We start from the raw sequence: 16,673 nt of genomic DNA on the forward strand, positions 1-16,673 counted from the left end.
TTTAGTCTCACTGAATTCCATATTTCGTTTTTCATAGAAAAATACCTTTGATTTTTTATTCAAGATAACACCAATATTAAGATACTTAGTCTATTTGTAAGTCTTTAAAAACAAATTAATTACAATTAATATGAATGCTATAAATGTTGACCTTCACTGCGATTTATTATGCTATTTGCTGGAGCCGGGTTCATTAATTAACGACAAAGAACTTGGATGCTCACTTCCTTATTTAAAAGAAGGAAATGTAAAGCTTCAGGTGATGGCTATATACTCCGCGACAGGGCAAAATAGTACTGCTTACGGAGCAAAACAGAGCGAAATATTTTCAGATCTCCTGCAAAATGAAAGTTTTTTCTTATTCGATGGTAACAATTATAAAAATCCTGAAAATATAGGAAAAGTAGGAGTTATCGCTTCTATTGAAAATGCATCCGGCTTCTGTGGCGAAGATGACACTTTGGAAACGGGTTTTAAAAATCTGGAAGCGATCATTGAAAAAACACAACGAATTCTTTACCTTGGAATAACCCATCATACTGAAAACCGCTTTGGAGGAGGAAATAATTCCGATGTAGGGTTGAAAGATGACGGTAAAGTTCTGCTTGACTATTTCTCAGAAAAAAACATTGCTATTGATCTTGCCCACACCAGTGATCAGCTTGCCTATGGAATTCTTAATTATATTGATCAGAGAAACTACAAAATTCCTGTTATCGCAAGCCATTCCAACTACAGACAGGTACATGATAAAAAGAGAAATCTTCCCGATGAACTGGCGAAAGAAGTGATTAAAAGAAAAGGGCTGATCGGACTCAATTTTATCCGCAATTGTGTCGATGATACAAATCCGGAAATGTTATATGAACATATTCAGTACGGCCTTGATTTGGGTGGAGAAGATGCAGTTGCGTATGGTGCCGATTTTTTCTTCTGTAAAAACCATCCTGATAAATCCCGTCATCCATTTTTCTTTAAAGGATATGATGATGCATCTGCATTTAATGCTATCAATAAAGAAATTGAGAAGCGTTTTTCACATGAACTGATGGAAAAAATCAGCCATAAAAATGCATTGAGTTTTATAAAGAAGATGTATAAATAAAATCATCATCCGATTACATCACAGCATAATTAACAGGTCGCTCCGGAGGAGCGACCTGTTAATACCTAAATCTATAAAAGATTATATTAAAAAATGTTTTTTGATGTTTTATTTTACATGAAATAAAACATTGTAAATTATTGAAAAATATATTTTTATATATTCTTATTTAATGCTTTCTTTTATACTTTACTTTCTGCTTGATAATCTCAATTACGTCCACATTCTGAACTTTAGATTTAATCCATCCGTGGATGTCAATATAGAATAACGAACGTCTATAATATTCATTATTGGAATATTCTTCCAGCTTTTTATCAAAGCTTTCAAAAGCTTTTTGTCTCTGATCCGGGATTTGATTATTCAGGTTCTTAAAAAACTGAATGCTTTCAAAATGGAATTCTTCCGGCTTTTTCATTTTCTTCGCAAATTTCAAAGTAGAAGCAATAAATTCATCATAATCTTCATCATTGCCAGACTCATATTTTGCCATTAAGATCAGAATTCTTGTATGGAACAAGAGGTCTTCCTGTACATTTCCTTTGGATTCTATAACCCTCATAGAATATTCAATGGACTTTTCAAACATTTTACTTCCGAAGAACATGGCGGCCATTTTAAGGTAAAGAATCATAAAATGGTGCTCATCAATCCTCTCTCTGAGCTTTTCCATTTTTAATTCCACTTCAGGAATAAGTTTGGTTCCTGTGAAGAATTCTCCTTTTACAAAGTGAATATTCATCAGCGTATTGTACTGAGTAAGAAAAATAAGAGACTGAAGGTTCTCATTCTGAACAAAATTCTCCGAATGAACCATTGTATTGAAGTTATGGAAATGTTCCTCCAGAATATCAATATTTCCGTATAAAAACAAAATTTTCAGCAAATACGTATTCCCTTTGATATACCAGACAGGATGGCTATAGATCATTTCAGGTTTCTTGTGAAAAAGATCGACCCATTGATAAGCATATTTCAAGGTATATTTATAGTCTTGTAAAAGCTGGTTTTTCCAGACATGGGCTTTGTAATACCATAATTTCTCTGTGAAATTCAATTTCTCAGGATTAATGTTTTTAATCTCGGAGTTAAAAACGTCCATGACTTCCTGCCGGTCTGCATCGTTTTTTACATAACCATGGGTCAGCATTTCGCTATATAATTTCAACGAAAGATTGGATAATTTTGTTGTATAACGGTTTTGTTTACTGATCTCCTGAGATTGTTTGATAAGCTCTTCTGCACGGCCTTCGATACTTCGTGTAATGAATTGTGATTCAATTACTTTTTCAAGGTCGATAATCTCCGAAGCGATACTTTTTTCATCCAGTTCCAGTGCCGTTTGTTTGGTTTTATCCAATATTTTTAAAGCCTGCTTGTAAAGCCCTTTCTGATACAGAATGTTGGCGAAATCCAACTGTTCACGAAGCTGGATTCTGTAGTTCTGATGACTCGGGTTCATTCGAAGGCTTACAAGAATCTGTTTATAAAGATGGGCTTTAAGATTAGAAAGCTGTTGTTTTGTAGATATCTTTTTCTCAATAATAATACTTTCATCATATTCTTTCATCTTATCCATCTCAGAAAATAACAATAGGAATTTGGCATCTACGTTAATTCCGAGGCGGTTTACGTAGAGCTTAAACTGTCTTTTTTCAGAGGTCGTCAATGACTTTACCAATACAAACAAAAAATCTTTCTGCAATTCTGCCATTGTAAATTTTGGGGAATTAAATTATTGATTAACAAATAAATACAATTGTTTTCTAAGCTGTTGAGTATTGTAATTTTCAGAAAAAGTAAAAATGAAAAAATATCGCAAGCTGTAGTTTTGATCCAAAATTAAGTAAAAAACTTCACTTATGAATTCCGAAAAAATCGAAATTTTTGATACGACACTGAGAGATGGGGAGCAGGTTCCGGGATGCAAACTGAATACGGAACAAAAACTGGTTATTGCTGAAAGGCTTGACGAATTAGGAATTGATATCATTGAAGCAGGATTCCCGATTTCCAGCCCGGGAGATTTTGAATCAGTTTCAGAAATTTCAAAACTGGTGAAAAATGCAAAGGTATGCGGACTCACAAGAGCGAACAAAAAAGATATTGATGTAGCAGCAGAAGCGCTGAAGTTGGCAAAGAAACCAAGAATCCACACAGGAATCGGAACTTCGGATTCTCATATTAAATACAAATTCAACTCAACAAGAGAAGATATTATTGAAAGAGCAGCAGAAGCAGTAAAATATGCGAAAACATATGTTGAAGACGTTGAATTTTATGCTGAAGATGCAGGAAGAACGGATAATGAATATCTGGCAAGAGTGTGTGAAGCGGTGATCAAAGCAGGAGCAACTGTCCTGAATATTCCTGATACCACAGGATATTGCCTGCCGGAAGAGTATGGTCAGAAAATAAAATATCTGAAAGAAAATGTAAAGGGAATTGAAAAAGCAGTGCTTTCATGTCATTGCCATAACGATCTGGGGCTGGCTACTGCCAATTCTATTGCCGGAGCAATTAATGGAGCCCGCCAGATTGAATGTACGATCAACGGATTGGGTGAAAGGGCAGGAAATACAGCACTGGAAGAAGTCGTCATGATTTTAAAACAGCATAAAAATCTGAATCTGCATACTGATGTGAATTCCAGAATGCTGAATGAAATGAGTGCTATGGTTTCTGATCTGATGGGAATGTCTGTACAACCAAACAAAGCCATCGTAGGAGCTAATGCCTTTGCTCACAGCTCAGGAATTCATCAGGATGGGGTGATTAAAAACAGGGAAACATATGAAATTATAGATCCTGCAGAAGTAGGTGTGAATGCCTCTTCAATCATTCTTACAGCAAGAAGCGGACGTTCAGCATTGGCTTACCGTTTCAAGCATATCGGTTATGAGGTTACCAAAAATGAACTTGATTATCTGTATCAGGAATTTTTGAAAATCGCTGACCTTAAAAAAGAAATAGACAACGATGATCTGAGTGTTATGATGGATTCTTTCGCCAGAAAAATAGGATAGGTTTGATTTAAATCAAGATAAAGTAAACAATGAACAACAGTAAAAAGACACTTTTTGATAAAGTATGGGACGCCCATGTGGTAGAAACCATTCCTGACGGACCTCAGATCATTTATATCGACAAACATCTTATTCATGAGGTAACCAGCCCTCAGGCTTTTGCAGAACTTGAATCCAGAAATCTGGAAATCTTCAGACCGGAACAGATTGTAGCTACCGCGGATCACAATGTACCTACCTTGCATCAGGATCAGCCTATTAAAGATGATCTTTCAAGAAATCAGGTAGAACAGCTTACAGAAAACTGTAAAAAAAATAATATTGAACTTTTCGGATTGGGACATCAATATCAGGGAATTGTTCATATCATCGCTCCGGAATTAGGGATTACCCAGCCGGGAATGAGCATTGTGTGTGGTGACAGCCATACCTCTACCCATGGTGCATTTGGCTCAATTGCCTTTGGGATTGGAACCAGCCAGGTAGCTCAGGTATTTGCCAGCCAGTGTTTATTACTGAACAAGCCGAAATCAATGAGAATTACCGTCAATGGCAAATTAAACGAAAATGTTCAGCCTAAAGATGTGATTCTTTATATCATTTCAAAAATAGGAACAGACGGCGGAACAGGATATTTCTGCGAATATGCAGGTAATGTCTTCGAAGAAATGTCAATGGAAGGAAGAATGACGGTCTGCAACATGAGTATTGAAATGGGTGCGAGAGGCGGAATGATTGCTCCGGATGAAACCACTTTTGAATACGTGCATGGAAGAAAATTTGCTCCGGAAGGAGAAGACTGGAATGAAAAAGTAGCCTATTGGAGAACCTTGAAAACAGATGAAGGCGCTGTTTTTGATCAGGAACTCAGCTTTGATGCTGCAGATATTTATCCTATGATTACCTACGGTACTAATCCGGGAATGGGGATTTCAATCCGTGAAGTGATTCCGGCACCGCAAAATGAATCTGAAGAGAAAGCTTTACAATATATGGGACTTGAAGCCGGACAGGCAGTTAACAGTATCAAAGTTAATTATGTGTTCATAGGAAGCTGTACCAATGCAAGAATAGAAGATTTCCGTTCTGCAGCCCAGTATATTAAAGGGAAAAGCAAATCTGAGGCTGTAAAAGCACTGATTGTTCCCGGATCTCAGCAGGTGGTTAAACAGATTTATGAGGAAGGTTTGGATAAAATATTCAGTGATGCAGGATTTCAGATTCGTCAGCCGGGATGTTCGGCATGTCTGGCGATGAATGATGATAAAATCCCGGAAGGAGAATATTGTGTTTCCACTTCCAACAGAAACTTTGAAGGCAGACAGGGACAAGGTTCAAGGACAATTCTTGCCAGCCCGCTTACCGCAGCAAAAGCAGCCATAGAAGGTAAAATATCAGCTTTTGAAAGTTTAAACTAAAAAGAATTTAACCACAAAGACACAAAAGATGATAACACTTAAGTAAGAAGAAGGTTTCATTTGCTTGTAGAAAAAGAACACTTAAGCTTTTTGATAATCTTTGATTTTCATTCTTATGTGAACTTCAGTTAAGTAAATTGAAAAGTAAAAAAGAAAACTTTTGTGCCTTTTGTGGTTCCAAGTCTAAACAATATAGAATAAATGCAAAAATTAGTTGTTTTAAAATCCCGCGCAGTTCCACTGCCGGCAGAAAATATAGATACAGACCAGATTATTCCGGCAAGATTCCTGAAAAGTATAGACCGAAAAGGGTTCGGAGAGAATCTGTTCAGAGACTGGAGATTCAATATTCATACTGGGGAACCTAATCCGGACTTTGTTTTAAACAATCCCAAATTCGGTGGTGAGATTCTTGTTGCAGGAAATAATTTCGGTTGTGGTAGCAGTCGTGAGCATGCAGCCTGGTCTTTAACGGATTATGGATTCAAGGTCATTGTTTCAAGTTATTTCGCAGATATCTTTAAAGGAAATGCTTTGAATAACGGGCTTCTTCCTGTAAAAGTTTCCGAAGAATTTTTAAAAGAAATTTTAGAGGGTATCAATGAAAATCCTGATAATGAAATCGCTATTGATGTAGAACTACAGTCCATCAGCTTTAAAGATACCACAGAAACCTTTGAATTAGATTCTTATAAAAAAATATGCCTGCTGAACGGCTATGACGATATTGATTTTTTAATCAGCAGAAAGCAGACGATCACAGAATTTGAATTAAAAACACAAAAAGCAAATGAGCGACAATTATTTTAAAATCGCGGTTCTTCCCGGAGATGGGATTGGCCCGGAAATCATCGGTGAAAGCATTAAAATATTAGATGCTATTGCTGAAGCTTTTCAATGTAAATTCCATTTTGAATATGGATTAATCGGTGCAGAGGCTATTTTTAAAACTGGAAATCCTTTGCCCGAAGAAACGCTGAAAATCTGTAAAGAGTCTGATGCTGTACTGTTCGGAGCTATTGGTGATCCGGTTTTTGATAATAATCCGGAAGCGAAAGTAAGACCTGAACAGGGATTATTGAAACTTCGCAAGGAGTTAGGATTGTTTGCCAATATCCGTCCTTTAAAAACCTATGCCTCTCTCATTGATAAAAGCCCATTGAAAAGAGAAATTATTGAAGGTGCTGATATTCAGATTTTCAGAGAACTGGTAAGCGGAATCTATTTCGGTGAAAAATTTACAGATCCGGAAGGTGCTTACGCTTATGATGTCTGCAAATACAGCCGTGAAGATATTATTCCGATTGCGCATATGGCATTTCAGGAAGCGCAGAAAAGAAAGAAAAAGCTTACGCTTATCGATAAAGCCAATGTTTTGGATACGTCAAGATTGTGGAGAAAGACGTGTCAGGAAATTGCACCGGAATATCCGGATGTGGAGCTTGATTATATGTTTGTAGATAACGCAGCCATGCAGCTGATCCTTAATCCTAAGCATTTTGATGTCATTGTAACGGAAAATATGTTTGGTGATATTATTTCCGATGAAGCAAGTGTGATCGGAGGTTCTATCGGATTATTACCATCTGCTTCAGTAGGAGAGAAGAATGCTTTGTTTGAGCCTATTCACGGATCTTATCCACAGGCGAAAGGAAAAGGAATTGCCAATCCTGTTGCTTCTATTTTAAGTGTGGCGATGATGCTGGATCATCTTGGTTTAAAGACCGCAGCCGAAAAATTAAGACAGTCGGTAGAACATGCTATTGAGAATAAGTATGTCACAATTGATCTTAATAGCAAACAGTATTACTCCACAAGTGAAGTGGGAAGTTTTATTGCCGATCATATCAGATATTCCGAAAAGTCTTATTATAATTTTGAAAATATTAAGATCGGAAAATCGACCATTGTATAGAAACAAAAGTTCAGTTAGATAGTTAGAAAGAAAAGTTCCGCCTCATATGAGACGGAACTTTTCGTTTTTCATTATTAAATAAAGCCTTAAAAGCTCTTTTATTTTTTTGTGTTATCCGTTTTTCCTGATTTGTTTTTGGAAGACTTCTGAACATCTTCTTTATCAATATCAGGCGGATTGGTCTTTTTTGATGCGGCAGGAATATTCTGGAAGTCCTGATTTTGCTTTTGGGTTTCTGCGGTATTGGCAGATTCTTTCCTGGTGGTTTTTCCTTTTGTATCCATGAGTTTGAATTTTAAATGTAAACAATATGGATAGTATCATTCAAAGGGTTTGCCAAACAGAAATATTTTAACCTAAAGTCCCAGAATACCAATTTTTCCGGTCTTGTCTTCTATTTCATAATTCAAAGCCTTAGCCAATACAAAAATATTATTCAGGTTTTCCATGAGCTGCTTACGGCCTTCTGTTCTCAACTGATTCTGATCAATTGATTTCTCCGCGGTTTCCTTAGCTTTAGCGGTAACATTTTTAATATCCTTCTCCGAGATCCTGTTAAAAAAAGAATCATCCAAAGACTGAATTTCAACGCTAGGTGTAATTCTGATTTCAGCATCAGGAAGCTCGGTAATCACCAGCTTTTTGTTGATGGAATCTACTTCAATCTTCATTTTGTTGAGATCATAAGAAACCTGTGCATTAGTCTTTGTGTAGGTAATAATACTGTTGCTGGAAACTTCTTTTCCAAAAACCTCATAACCCATTTTGGTTTTCTGCATGCTGGATGTATTCTGTTCCATGACGACCATCTTATTCATCTTGGAAATCTGATTGGTCAGGATATAATAATCTGACTTTTCAGTTTTATTTCCAAGGTTCAGGCAGGATTTCAGGCCAAAAAAGAGCAGTACCATTGCGCCGGCACCTGCAGCAAAAGATAATATTGTTCTATAATTTCTCAAAATCTATTTAAAAATTTCTTTGATAACAGACGAATCGTTCTTTTTCAGAATTTGAACCAAATCCCTTTCAATATATCCTGTCGTAGGCATTTCGATAATTCTGCCCACTTCTTTTCCATATCTTTTCAGGATAATGGTAGGAACTTTCTGAAGATTGTAAAGACTTTCATCCCCGGTAGGAGATTCTTTCTTACGGTTAACAGCAATAATATTCAATTTACTTTCCGGATAACTTACGGCTTCCAATATTTTCATCAGTCTTGGAAAATCTCTGTGGCTGTCTTCACACCAGGTTCCCATGAAAACGATAATATCATAGGTTCCGATTTTCTCTTTTTTTAATTCACTGACTGCCTTTTGATCAAGAACATACTCATCATGTTCTTTCACATACCAATCTGCATAAGGAGCTTTTAAAAACTGCTCTTTCAACTGGTTTCCCAAAAGCATTTTGCCATCATTCTGGGTTTCAACTTCACGGTTTACCACTACTTTTTGTGCAGTAAGCTGCTGTGAAGCCAAAAACAAGGTTGAAAAGGCAACAATATTGGTAATAATTTTTTTCATATTTTATTTTTCGATAATTGATTTTAAATCAGCAGGAGAGTAGTATTTGTTTTTTAATACTTTATGATCTGCCTTTCTGTAAACATTAAATTTTTCTCCGGACTTTTCATAAAAAGATTCTACTTCCTTCGCTTTGTAAAATTCTACAGTTTCCTCTGCCTGTTCTTCATTATCACATGCTTTCGACATATTGGAGCGTTGAACTTCGTTGAATAGCTCTACAAATTTGTTGCCAAGTCCGAATTCCAGTACCGCACCACTCAAAACATACTGAAGATCACACAATGCATCTGCAATTTCTACAATATTATTGTCAGCAATAGCTTGTTTCAGTTCGTTTAATTCTTCCTGTAAAAGTTCTACTCTCAGGTTGCATCTTTCAGGAGAAGGAATTTGTGGGGTATCTAAAATAGGGGCTTTGAAAGTAGTATGGAATTCTGCTACTTGGTTCAGACTATCAATTTTATCCATGAATTTTTTTATTTCCCACAAAGATAGAAAAGGATTTGCAAAATGTGAAATGTACAGCAGGAAATGTAAAAATAAAGTGTCTGGGAAAATGTTTTTGAATATACAATCCTATCTTTAAACCAAAAACTGCAAAAATCTGTATTATCAATGGGGAAATTTAATCCATAAAAATTAAAAACCACAACTTGAAAATTGTGGTTTTATTTTGAAGTGATTCAATTATACTCAATTATTTAGATTCTTCATATTTCCAGACTCCGGAGATGGTAAGTATCATCAAACCCGGCTGCTTTTCTCCATAGCTGAATAGACAGATGAACCTGGAATGACAGGAAGAACAGTCGGTTCCAAAATATAAAGTTGGCAGATCGTTGACTGTCAATTCTCCGAAATGAAACATTCTTTGAGAGGTTCCGTTGACCATTCCGTGGTTTAGCAATTCATTTTTAGATACCACTTTATCTTCATGATACAGCTGCAGAACAGGAAACCCTGATTTATAAGGTGCTATTGCAATTGTATTTTTGTTTCCGCAATGAGAGCAGGTGAAAGTGGTTGTTGCTGATGGGAGAGCTTCGTCATTGATAAAGACGTTTTTTTCAACAGAAGCTTTTCCAATAATGTTTATTTTTTCTGATAATGAATACATCTGAGCAGATTTATGGCTGAATAACTGTGCCTGCTAAGTTAGGATATTTTCCGCTTGGGCTTCTCTTAATGGTAATTTTAATATAGCCTTCTTCTGCCAGCTTATTCCATGTTTTCTGGTAACCTGTATTGATATCGATAGGAATTTTCCACATCGTTTGTTTACCTTTTCCTGCCTGGCTGAACCACGGAATAATGTCTGCTGTCTGGGTTTTAAACTGCATGGAGTTGTTCAGTACATCAATTTCATAATAAAAATCGTATTTGTCTTCAGGCTGGTTTAGAGCTCTTTGTGTAAAAGTATAAACATATCCGTTGATGATAGGGCTTGTAAAGCTTCCTCCTAATGTAGGAACCCCGGTTCCGTTATAACTGCCGACTGCACCGCTGTATCTGTCGAACTTCTGCCCAACCTGTAAAGGAACATCATCAACAATATTATAACCTCCGTTGGCAGGCGGCCATCCGCCATTTAAATTATTAGCCTTAAAAAGAGATTCCAGCTCGCTCCATTTTCCTCTTTTGTATAAATCATAAGCTTGATTTCTTATGGCTTGGCTTACCGAATTATTGGAGTCATAGGTTACTGCCAGTTCATCTGCATTTTTGTAGAATACGGTGGTCACATCCGGATTGACGTCTATTACTTCATCATCGTCAGAGCTACAGGCAACCGAGAACGAAGTAATGGCTAGAAAAAAAATGTACTTAAATAAATGTTTCATATTAAAAATTTTAAATATTTTAAAATTACAGAGGTATTTGAAGGGTACCTTTTTGAAACATCGTTTTCCTGATAAAGATCTTAAGTAAATACTGACGTAAGTATTGCTGATGTTTTCCAATCTATAGCAGAAATTTTAAGGACCGGAATCTGGATTAATAATGTGATTTTTGACCGTAAATAACCAATTCATGCCAAAATAAATTCAAAAGAAGCAATAACATCAGATGTCAAAAACGATCTGGAGCTCCCTTAAATACAATCTGGGTAAACGGTACAATGAAATATTGTTATGCGATAAATTTAAATTAAAAAACTTAAATGCTGGTAGTTTTATCTAAAATAAATTATTATTCTGAAATTAATTGTAATGATAAATAGATTTAAGATCATATTTTGTATTTCACTAAATAAAAAAGCTGCCCAAATGAGCAGCTTATTGTTTGAACTTTATTTTTTACTTTTTAATAAATTGTTTTGTAAATCCTGCGATTTGGATGATGTAAGTTCCATTGGTTAGTTTATTGACATTAACCGTTCCGCTTTCAAGGTTTCCTCCACTTACAAGCCTGCCGGACATGTCGTAGATTTTATATTCTTCATTACTGGTATTGGTAAGGGTAAGAATTTTTTTTGCAGGATTGGGATACAGTTTGATTTCTGTAGAGGATGGAGCAGCATCTTCATTAGAATTTTTTACAGAAATATTGGCATTATTGATATCAAAGAAAATATGATGGCTTCCTTTGATCATTATTCTTCCGGAGTTGGTTAAAGTATCAGGAATTGTAATATTCTCCGAACCATCATTAGGAGTTCCGGTCAAAAGTGTCGTCCATGTGCTGCCGTTATCTGTTGACCAGAGGATATCTACATTGGCGGTATTCACACCATTTGCTGTAGTGCCTGCTACATCCCATGTAACCGTTTGTGAGCTTCCTTTTACATAAGAAACAGCAGTGTTTTGTGAGGTTATCATAAATGGTCCGGCTGCCGGATCAACAGTGAGTTTTGTATCATCAGAATTGTTGCCTCCGCCTCCGGCTTTATTATCGCGAACAGTAAGTCTGAAATTTAAAGCTCTGGCTACAGAAGGAAGTGCTTCAACATCTATTTCTGTTCCTGCTGTTTTGAGAGAACCTGCCAGAATGGAGGACATTGTCGGAAAATATCTTACCGGAGAAGCTGAAGGTCTCCATGATCTGAATACTGGCCCCCGAGTTTTTGATTCCTGTGCTGCAGAATTAGCTCCTGTTTCATAAGAAGTTCCTTTATCCATCTGTTCCCAGATATAGGTAAGCTGGTCTCCGTCAGCATCAGTTCCTGATCCGGTAAGCATAAAAGGAGTACTTTTAGGAATAATATAATCAGGACCCGCATTGGCTGTAGGAATTGAGTTACCGGTACTGGTATTTACAGAACAGGTTTTTGCTTTGATATTATTGGTGATCTGTTCAATGCTTATGGCATGAAAAAACGGATCAGAGTTATTCTGAACATCATAACTGGTGACACCCGCATAGCCCATAATGGTAGATCCTGAACCTGGCTCCACAGATTTTAAATCCGGTTCAACGCGATAAGAAGATGTATGATTTCCGCCGAACTGATGTCCCATTTCATGAGCTACAAAATCGATATCAAAAGTGTCTCCCGAAGGATTACCGTTGGCCGGAGAAGTGTATCCGCTTCCCTTATAGCTGCTTGGGTAGGTTATACCCTGACTTTGGTAAGTAGACATGTCATTGTCACAAATACATCCGATACATCCTGCATTGCCGCCACCACCGTCTCTGCCAAAAAGGTGTCCTATGTCAAAATTATTATTTCCGATGGAAGAGCTCAGATTGTTCATCAGCTCCAGATTCCAGTTTTTCATTTGTGAAGAGGAAGAATAAGGATCTGTAGCGGCATCGGTATAGATAAGATCATCATTATTGGCAATCAGGACCATTCTCGCTGCAAAATCATTTTCAAAAATACCATTCACGCGGGTCATGGTATTATTCATGGCTGCTAAAGCCTGAGCTTTTGTTCCTCCAAAATAAGAAGTATATTCTCCTGTGCAGGAAAGTGCAAGTCTGAACGTTCTTAATGTAGCATCATCCGCATTTTTATGGGTTACGACATTTAAATTACCTTTTTGAGCAGCATCAGAAACTGTACATTCGAGTTTGTTCAAATGGTCTTTTCTGTCAGACTTTTTATAAACAATATAAGTGGAAAGGTCTTTGGTATAAGGCTGAATAAAAACGGCAGATTGATCTTTGTAGATTTCCATAGAAGATAATCCTAAAGGAGAGATGCTGAAATAAACTTTTGAAGCAGGATCTTCGACACCTTCACCGATATAAGATTTGATATCCGGATATTTAGAAGCGAGTTCCGGTTCAAAATTAGAATTTTCCGTTACCCTGAAACTTTCCATTCTCCCTGTTGAATTGGGAAAAAAGATAATGACTTCGGATTGCCCTGCTAATCTTTTTGGAGCCTTTGCTAATACATTTTTTAATCCGCTTATATTCAGATGAAAAAGCTGCGGATCTTCAAAAACTGACATATTTTCAAGAACGGGAGAGGATATTTTAATGGAGCTTGAAGTCCATAAACGATCGGTCTGTGCAAAAGAAATACCCGACAATGCGAGCATTCCCGTCATCAATAATTGTTTTTTCACTTACATGTATTTTCGGCAAAAATACTAAAAAAACTTACTGAAAATGTATTCTTTATATGAATTTTTTATCGGATATACCGATACGAAAAGGTGATAAAGTGAGAGATGGTATAAAATTTAAAAAAAAGAAAAACCGTTCTGTGCAGAACGGTTTTTCACATCGTTTAATTTTAAAAAGTCTATTCGTTACTAATTTTTAATAAATCTCTTAGAAGATTCTCCAATTTGAATCATATAAGCTCCTTTGATAAGGTTGCTTACATTCACAGAGCCCCTTTGAAGTTTTCCTGAGTCAATTAGTTTTCCACCCATATCGAAGATCTTATAATCTTCTGATGCTGTATTGGAAATATATAGTATATCTCTCACGGGGTTTGGATAAAGCTTCACATCCGTGATCAGATCATTTGTATTATGAAGATCTCCTTTTCCTGAAGAAACAATATTAAGGGTGTAATCTTCCACCTGTCCGTAAGTGAATGCTTCACATGAAGATGTAGGAATTGAGCTGTACTTCATCATTACTCTCATTCTAGTAGATCCAACTGTGGCAGTAGCAGGAATTGTAATAGATCCTGTAACAGGGCTGGTTGTAGAACCTGCTTTTGTCCATGCCAGCTCTCCGCTGTCTGTGAAGTCTCCGTCTCCGTTATAATCAATATAAACTGCGTAGGCTTCGCTGTATTTTGTAGAAGTCCACACCGGAGTAATGGAAATTGTATAAGCACTTCCTCTTGTAACATTGGTAGAAACTGAAGTGAAGTTTTCGTATCCTGCAGTTCCTGTAGACGTATTATTGATAGATCCGAATGTCACATTTCCAATTCTCTCATCTGCTGTATTTGAGGCCGAAGAAGAACAATAAGTAACTGTTCCTCCGGAAAGAGTCGTAACACTTACGGTGTTGCTGGAAACAGAAGCATTTCCTGCCGCATCTTTTGCTTTCACAGAGAAAGAATACGTAGTTGCCGGTGAAAGTCCTGTTACAGTATATGTAGTAGAAGCCGTAGAACCAATTAATGAAGCTCCCTGGTATACATCGTATCCGGTAACACCAACATTATCTGTAGCTCCAGACCATGAAAGGTTAGTGGTTGTAGCTGTAGTTCCTGAAGCAGCAAGGGTAGGAGCTGTAGGAGCAACCGTGTCAGGAGTTCCGGAACCTGCATTTACAGAGATGTTAGCATTGTTAACATCAAAGAAAATGTGATTTGATCCTTTTACCATAATTCTTCCTGTCGTTGTATTGGCATTAGGAATGGTCACTGCCTGTGAGCCATCATTCGGAGTTCCTGCCAATAGAGTAGTCCATGTATTTCCACTGTCTGTTGACCAGAGGATATCCACATTAGCAGCATTTACCCCGTTGGCTGTAGTTCCTGCCACATTCCATGTTACTGTCTGAGAACTTCCTCCGGCGTATGTTGTTGCAGAGTTTTGTGAAGTGATATTGAATGGTCCGGCAGTTCCGTTAACAGTGATAACAGCATCATCGGAATTATTTCCTGAACCTCCTGCTTTGTTATCACGAACAGTAAATCTGAAGTTTAATGTTCTGGCTACTGAAGAAAGTGCTTCTACAGTGATTTCAGAGCCTGCGGTAGTGGTTGCTCCGGCCAGAACTGAAGCCATTCTTGGGAAATATCTTACCGGTGCAGTAGTAGGAGTCCATGATCTGAAATTAGGTCCTGAAGTTTTTGTAGCACTTGCAGCGGAACTTGCTCCTGTCTGGGAAGACGAAGCGTTGTCCATTTGCTCCCAGATATAGGTTAAAGAATCTCCGTCAGCATCTGTTCCTGTACCTGTAAGAACAAATGGAGTTCCTTTTGGAATGGTATAATCTAATCCTGCATTAGCTGTAGGAATTGCATTTCCGGTGTTGGTATTGACAGAGCAGGTTTTAGCTTTAATATTATTAGTGATCTGCTGGATGCTTATTGCATGGAAAAATGCATCTGAATGCGGTTGAATATCCTGGCTGGTAATTCCTGCATAACCCATGATTGTTGATCCTGATCCTGGCTCCATATTGGCACCTGTACCTTCATTGTTCATGGAGAAGGTGTGGTTTCCACCGAACTGGTGTCCCATTTCATGAGCTACGTAGTCGATATCAAAATTGTCTCCCGAAGGAATAGCATCTGCCGGAGAGGTATATCCGCTTCCTTTTGATCCGTTTGTACAGATACAGCCGATACAGCCTGCATTTCCTCCACCTCCGGAAGCTCCGAACAAGTGACCGATGTCATAATTAGCTTCTCCAATTACAGACGTTAAAGTGCTTTGCAGCTGGGAATTCCAGTTGCTCATTCCTGAAGCTGCGGAATAAGGGTCTGTAGATGCATTGGTGTAGATGACAGCGTCATTGTTGGCGATAAGAACCATTCTCGCTGCGAAATCTTTTTCAAATACACCGTTTACACGGGTCATTGTAGTATTCATCGCTGCTAAAGCCTGAGCTTTTGTTCCTCCGAAATACGTGGTGTATTCACCTGTGCAGGACAGTGCCAGTCTGAATGTTCTCAGTTTGGCATCATCAGCATTAGGTCTTGCAGCAAGAGAAGAATTGGAAACTCCTTTCTGTGCGGCATCTACCACTGTACATTCAAACTTGTTGAGATCATCTTTTTTGTCAGATTTTCTGTATACTACATACGAAGAAAGATCTTTGGTGTAAGGCTCGATGAAAACGGCCGATTTATCACCATAAATTTCCATGGAGGACAGTCCTAGCGGAGAAACACTGAAATAGACTGTGGAATTAGGATCATCCAGACCTTGTCCCACATAGGATTTGATGTCCGGATATTTGGCTGCCAGCTCAGGGGCAAAATTGGAATTCTCCCTCACTTTAAAATTTTCCATTCTGCCTTCAGAATTTGGAAAAGAAATAATGATTTCAGATTTTTCGCCTGCAGCCAGCCTTTTGGGAGCTTTTGCCAGAATGTTTTTCAATCCGTTGATATCCAGGTTGTAAACCTTTGGATTGCTGATACTGGTTTTGTTTTCAAAGATCTCTGATGAAGTTCTTTTTGAACCTTCAGACCAAAGACGGTCAGTCTGTGCGAAAGAAATACCCGAAATAAGGAGCATTCCAATCAGCGTTAATTGTTTTTTCATATTAAATATTAAATTTGATTGTGGAATGTCAAATCTAATA

General features: G+C 37.4%; 14 protein-coding genes. 5 read left to right on the forward strand and 9 right to left on the reverse strand.

Going from position 1 to position 16,673, the window contains the following annotated elements; genetic code table 11:
• Positions 1-130: 130 nt before the first annotated feature.
• Entirely contained in the window at positions 131-1,105 is a 975-nt protein-coding gene (locus JNG87_RS18205) for a dipeptidase (protein ID WP_202840163.1), read from the forward strand.
• Between the two features lie 169 nt (positions 1,106-1,274).
• Here JNG87_RS18205 and JNG87_RS18210 read toward each other — a convergent pair whose 3' ends face one another.
• Complete coding sequence (locus JNG87_RS18210; protein WP_202840165.1) at positions 1,275-2,819, reverse strand: hypothetical protein; 1,545 nt, start codon at positions 2,817-2,819, stop codon at positions 1,275-1,277.
• Between the two features lie 148 nt (positions 2,820-2,967).
• Between JNG87_RS18210 and JNG87_RS18215 the strand changes: the two genes are divergently transcribed.
• The 4 genes from JNG87_RS18215 (at position 2,968) to leuB (ending at position 7,464) form a co-directional block, all read left to right on the forward strand.
• Positions 2,968-4,131 carry a 2-isopropylmalate synthase gene (locus JNG87_RS18215; RefSeq protein ID WP_110008824.1) on the forward strand — a complete coding sequence of 388 codons (1,164 nt, stop codon included), beginning with the start codon at positions 2,968-2,970 and terminating at the stop codon, positions 4,129-4,131.
• 29 nt (positions 4,132-4,160) lie between these two features.
• Positions 4,161-5,549: a 3-isopropylmalate dehydratase large subunit gene (gene leuC, locus JNG87_RS18220; protein WP_202840167.1), complete on the forward strand. Its 1,389-nt coding sequence runs from the start codon at positions 4,161-4,163 to the stop codon at positions 5,547-5,549.
• A 201-nt stretch (positions 5,550-5,750) separates the two neighbouring features.
• Positions 5,751-6,359 carry a 3-isopropylmalate dehydratase small subunit gene (leuD, locus tag JNG87_RS18225; protein ID WP_062669734.1) on the forward strand — a complete coding sequence of 203 codons (609 nt, stop codon included), beginning with the start codon at positions 5,751-5,753 and terminating at the stop codon, positions 6,357-6,359.
• Entirely contained in the window at positions 6,340-7,464 is a 1,125-nt protein-coding gene (gene leuB, locus JNG87_RS18230) for a 3-isopropylmalate dehydrogenase (RefSeq protein WP_110008826.1), read from the forward strand. Before leuD ends, leuB begins: the two co-directional genes overlap by 20 nt.
• A 98-nt stretch (positions 7,465-7,562) precedes the next feature.
• On the opposite strand, the gene JNG87_RS18235 is transcribed toward leuB, so the two are convergent.
• From JNG87_RS18235 to JNG87_RS18270, 8 genes are all read right to left on the reverse strand, one after another.
• Positions 7,563-7,748, reverse strand: a complete 186-nt coding sequence (locus tag JNG87_RS18235) for a hypothetical protein (protein WP_062669731.1) — start codon at positions 7,746-7,748, stop codon at positions 7,563-7,565.
• A gap of 72 nt (positions 7,749-7,820) precedes the next feature.
• Positions 7,821-8,426 carry a DUF4230 domain-containing protein gene (locus tag JNG87_RS18240; RefSeq protein ID WP_202840169.1) on the reverse strand — a complete coding sequence of 202 codons (606 nt, stop codon included), beginning with the start codon at positions 8,424-8,426 and terminating at the stop codon, positions 7,821-7,823.
• Between the two features lie 3 nt (positions 8,427-8,429).
• Entirely contained in the window at positions 8,430-8,993 is a 564-nt protein-coding gene (locus JNG87_RS18245; RefSeq protein WP_202840171.1) for a TlpA family protein disulfide reductase, read from the reverse strand.
• Between the two features lie 3 nt (positions 8,994-8,996).
• On the reverse strand, positions 8,997-9,464 hold the full coding sequence (locus tag JNG87_RS18250) for a nucleoside triphosphate pyrophosphohydrolase family protein (RefSeq protein WP_110008830.1): 468 nt from the start codon (positions 9,462-9,464) through the stop codon (positions 8,997-8,999).
• Between the two features lie 229 nt (positions 9,465-9,693).
• On the reverse strand, positions 9,694-10,113 hold the full coding sequence (locus JNG87_RS18255; protein WP_202840173.1) for a hypothetical protein: 420 nt from the start codon (positions 10,111-10,113) through the stop codon (positions 9,694-9,696).
• A gap of 10 nt (positions 10,114-10,123) precedes the next feature.
• A complete protein-coding gene (locus JNG87_RS18260) occupies positions 10,124-10,837 on the reverse strand; it encodes a glycohydrolase toxin TNT-related protein (RefSeq protein WP_202840180.1) in 714 nt (237 codons plus the stop codon).
• A gap of 456 nt (positions 10,838-11,293) precedes the next feature.
• Complete coding sequence (locus tag JNG87_RS18265; RefSeq protein WP_202840181.1) at positions 11,294-13,513, reverse strand: zinc-dependent metalloprotease; 2,220 nt, start codon at positions 13,511-13,513, stop codon at positions 11,294-11,296.
• A 189-nt stretch (positions 13,514-13,702) separates the two neighbouring features.
• Positions 13,703-16,633 carry a reprolysin-like metallopeptidase gene (locus JNG87_RS18270; protein ID WP_202840182.1) on the reverse strand — a complete coding sequence of 977 codons (2,931 nt, stop codon included), beginning with the start codon at positions 16,631-16,633 and terminating at the stop codon, positions 13,703-13,705.
• Positions 16,634-16,673: the final 40 nt, after the last annotated feature.

It is taken from the genome of Chryseobacterium cucumeris (assembly GCF_016775705.1).
In the GTDB taxonomy this organism is placed as follows: domain Bacteria; phylum Bacteroidota; class Bacteroidia; order Flavobacteriales; family Weeksellaceae; genus Chryseobacterium; species Chryseobacterium cupriresistens.

Excerpts from the sequence above, each read along its gene's own strand:
- JNG87_RS18205 (WP_202840163.1), top strand. The coding sequence starts at position 131 with ATGAATGCTATAAATGTTGACCTTCACTGCGATTTATTATGCTATTTG.
- JNG87_RS18210 (WP_202840165.1), bottom strand. The coding sequence starts at position 2,819 with ATGGCAGAATTGCAGAAAGATTTTTTGTTTGTATTGGTAAAGTCATTG.
- JNG87_RS18215 (WP_110008824.1), top strand. The coding sequence starts at position 2,968 with ATGAATTCCGAAAAAATCGAAATTTTTGATACGACACTGAGAGATGGG.
- leuC (WP_202840167.1), top strand. The coding sequence starts at position 4,161 with ATGAACAACAGTAAAAAGACACTTTTTGATAAAGTATGGGACGCCCAT.
- leuD (WP_062669734.1), top strand. The coding sequence starts at position 5,751 with ATGCAAAAATTAGTTGTTTTAAAATCCCGCGCAGTTCCACTGCCGGCA.
- leuB (WP_110008826.1), top strand. The coding sequence starts at position 6,340 with ATGAGCGACAATTATTTTAAAATCGCGGTTCTTCCCGGAGATGGGATT.
- JNG87_RS18235 (WP_062669731.1), bottom strand. The coding sequence starts at position 7,748 with ATGGATACAAAAGGAAAAACCACCAGGAAAGAATCTGCCAATACCGCA.
- JNG87_RS18245 (WP_202840171.1), bottom strand. The coding sequence starts at position 8,993 with ATGAAAAAAATTATTACCAATATTGTTGCCTTTTCAACCTTGTTTTTG.
- JNG87_RS18250 (WP_110008830.1), bottom strand. The coding sequence starts at position 9,464 with ATGGATAAAATTGATAGTCTGAACCAAGTAGCAGAATTCCATACTACT.
- JNG87_RS18255 (WP_202840173.1), bottom strand. The coding sequence starts at position 10,113 with ATGTATTCATTATCAGAAAAAATAAACATTATTGGAAAAGCTTCTGTT.
- JNG87_RS18260 (WP_202840180.1), bottom strand. The coding sequence starts at position 10,837 with ATGAAACATTTATTTAAGTACATTTTTTTTCTAGCCATTACTTCGTTC.
- JNG87_RS18270 (WP_202840182.1), bottom strand. The coding sequence starts at position 16,633 with ATGAAAAAACAATTAACGCTGATTGGAATGCTCCTTATTTCGGGTATT.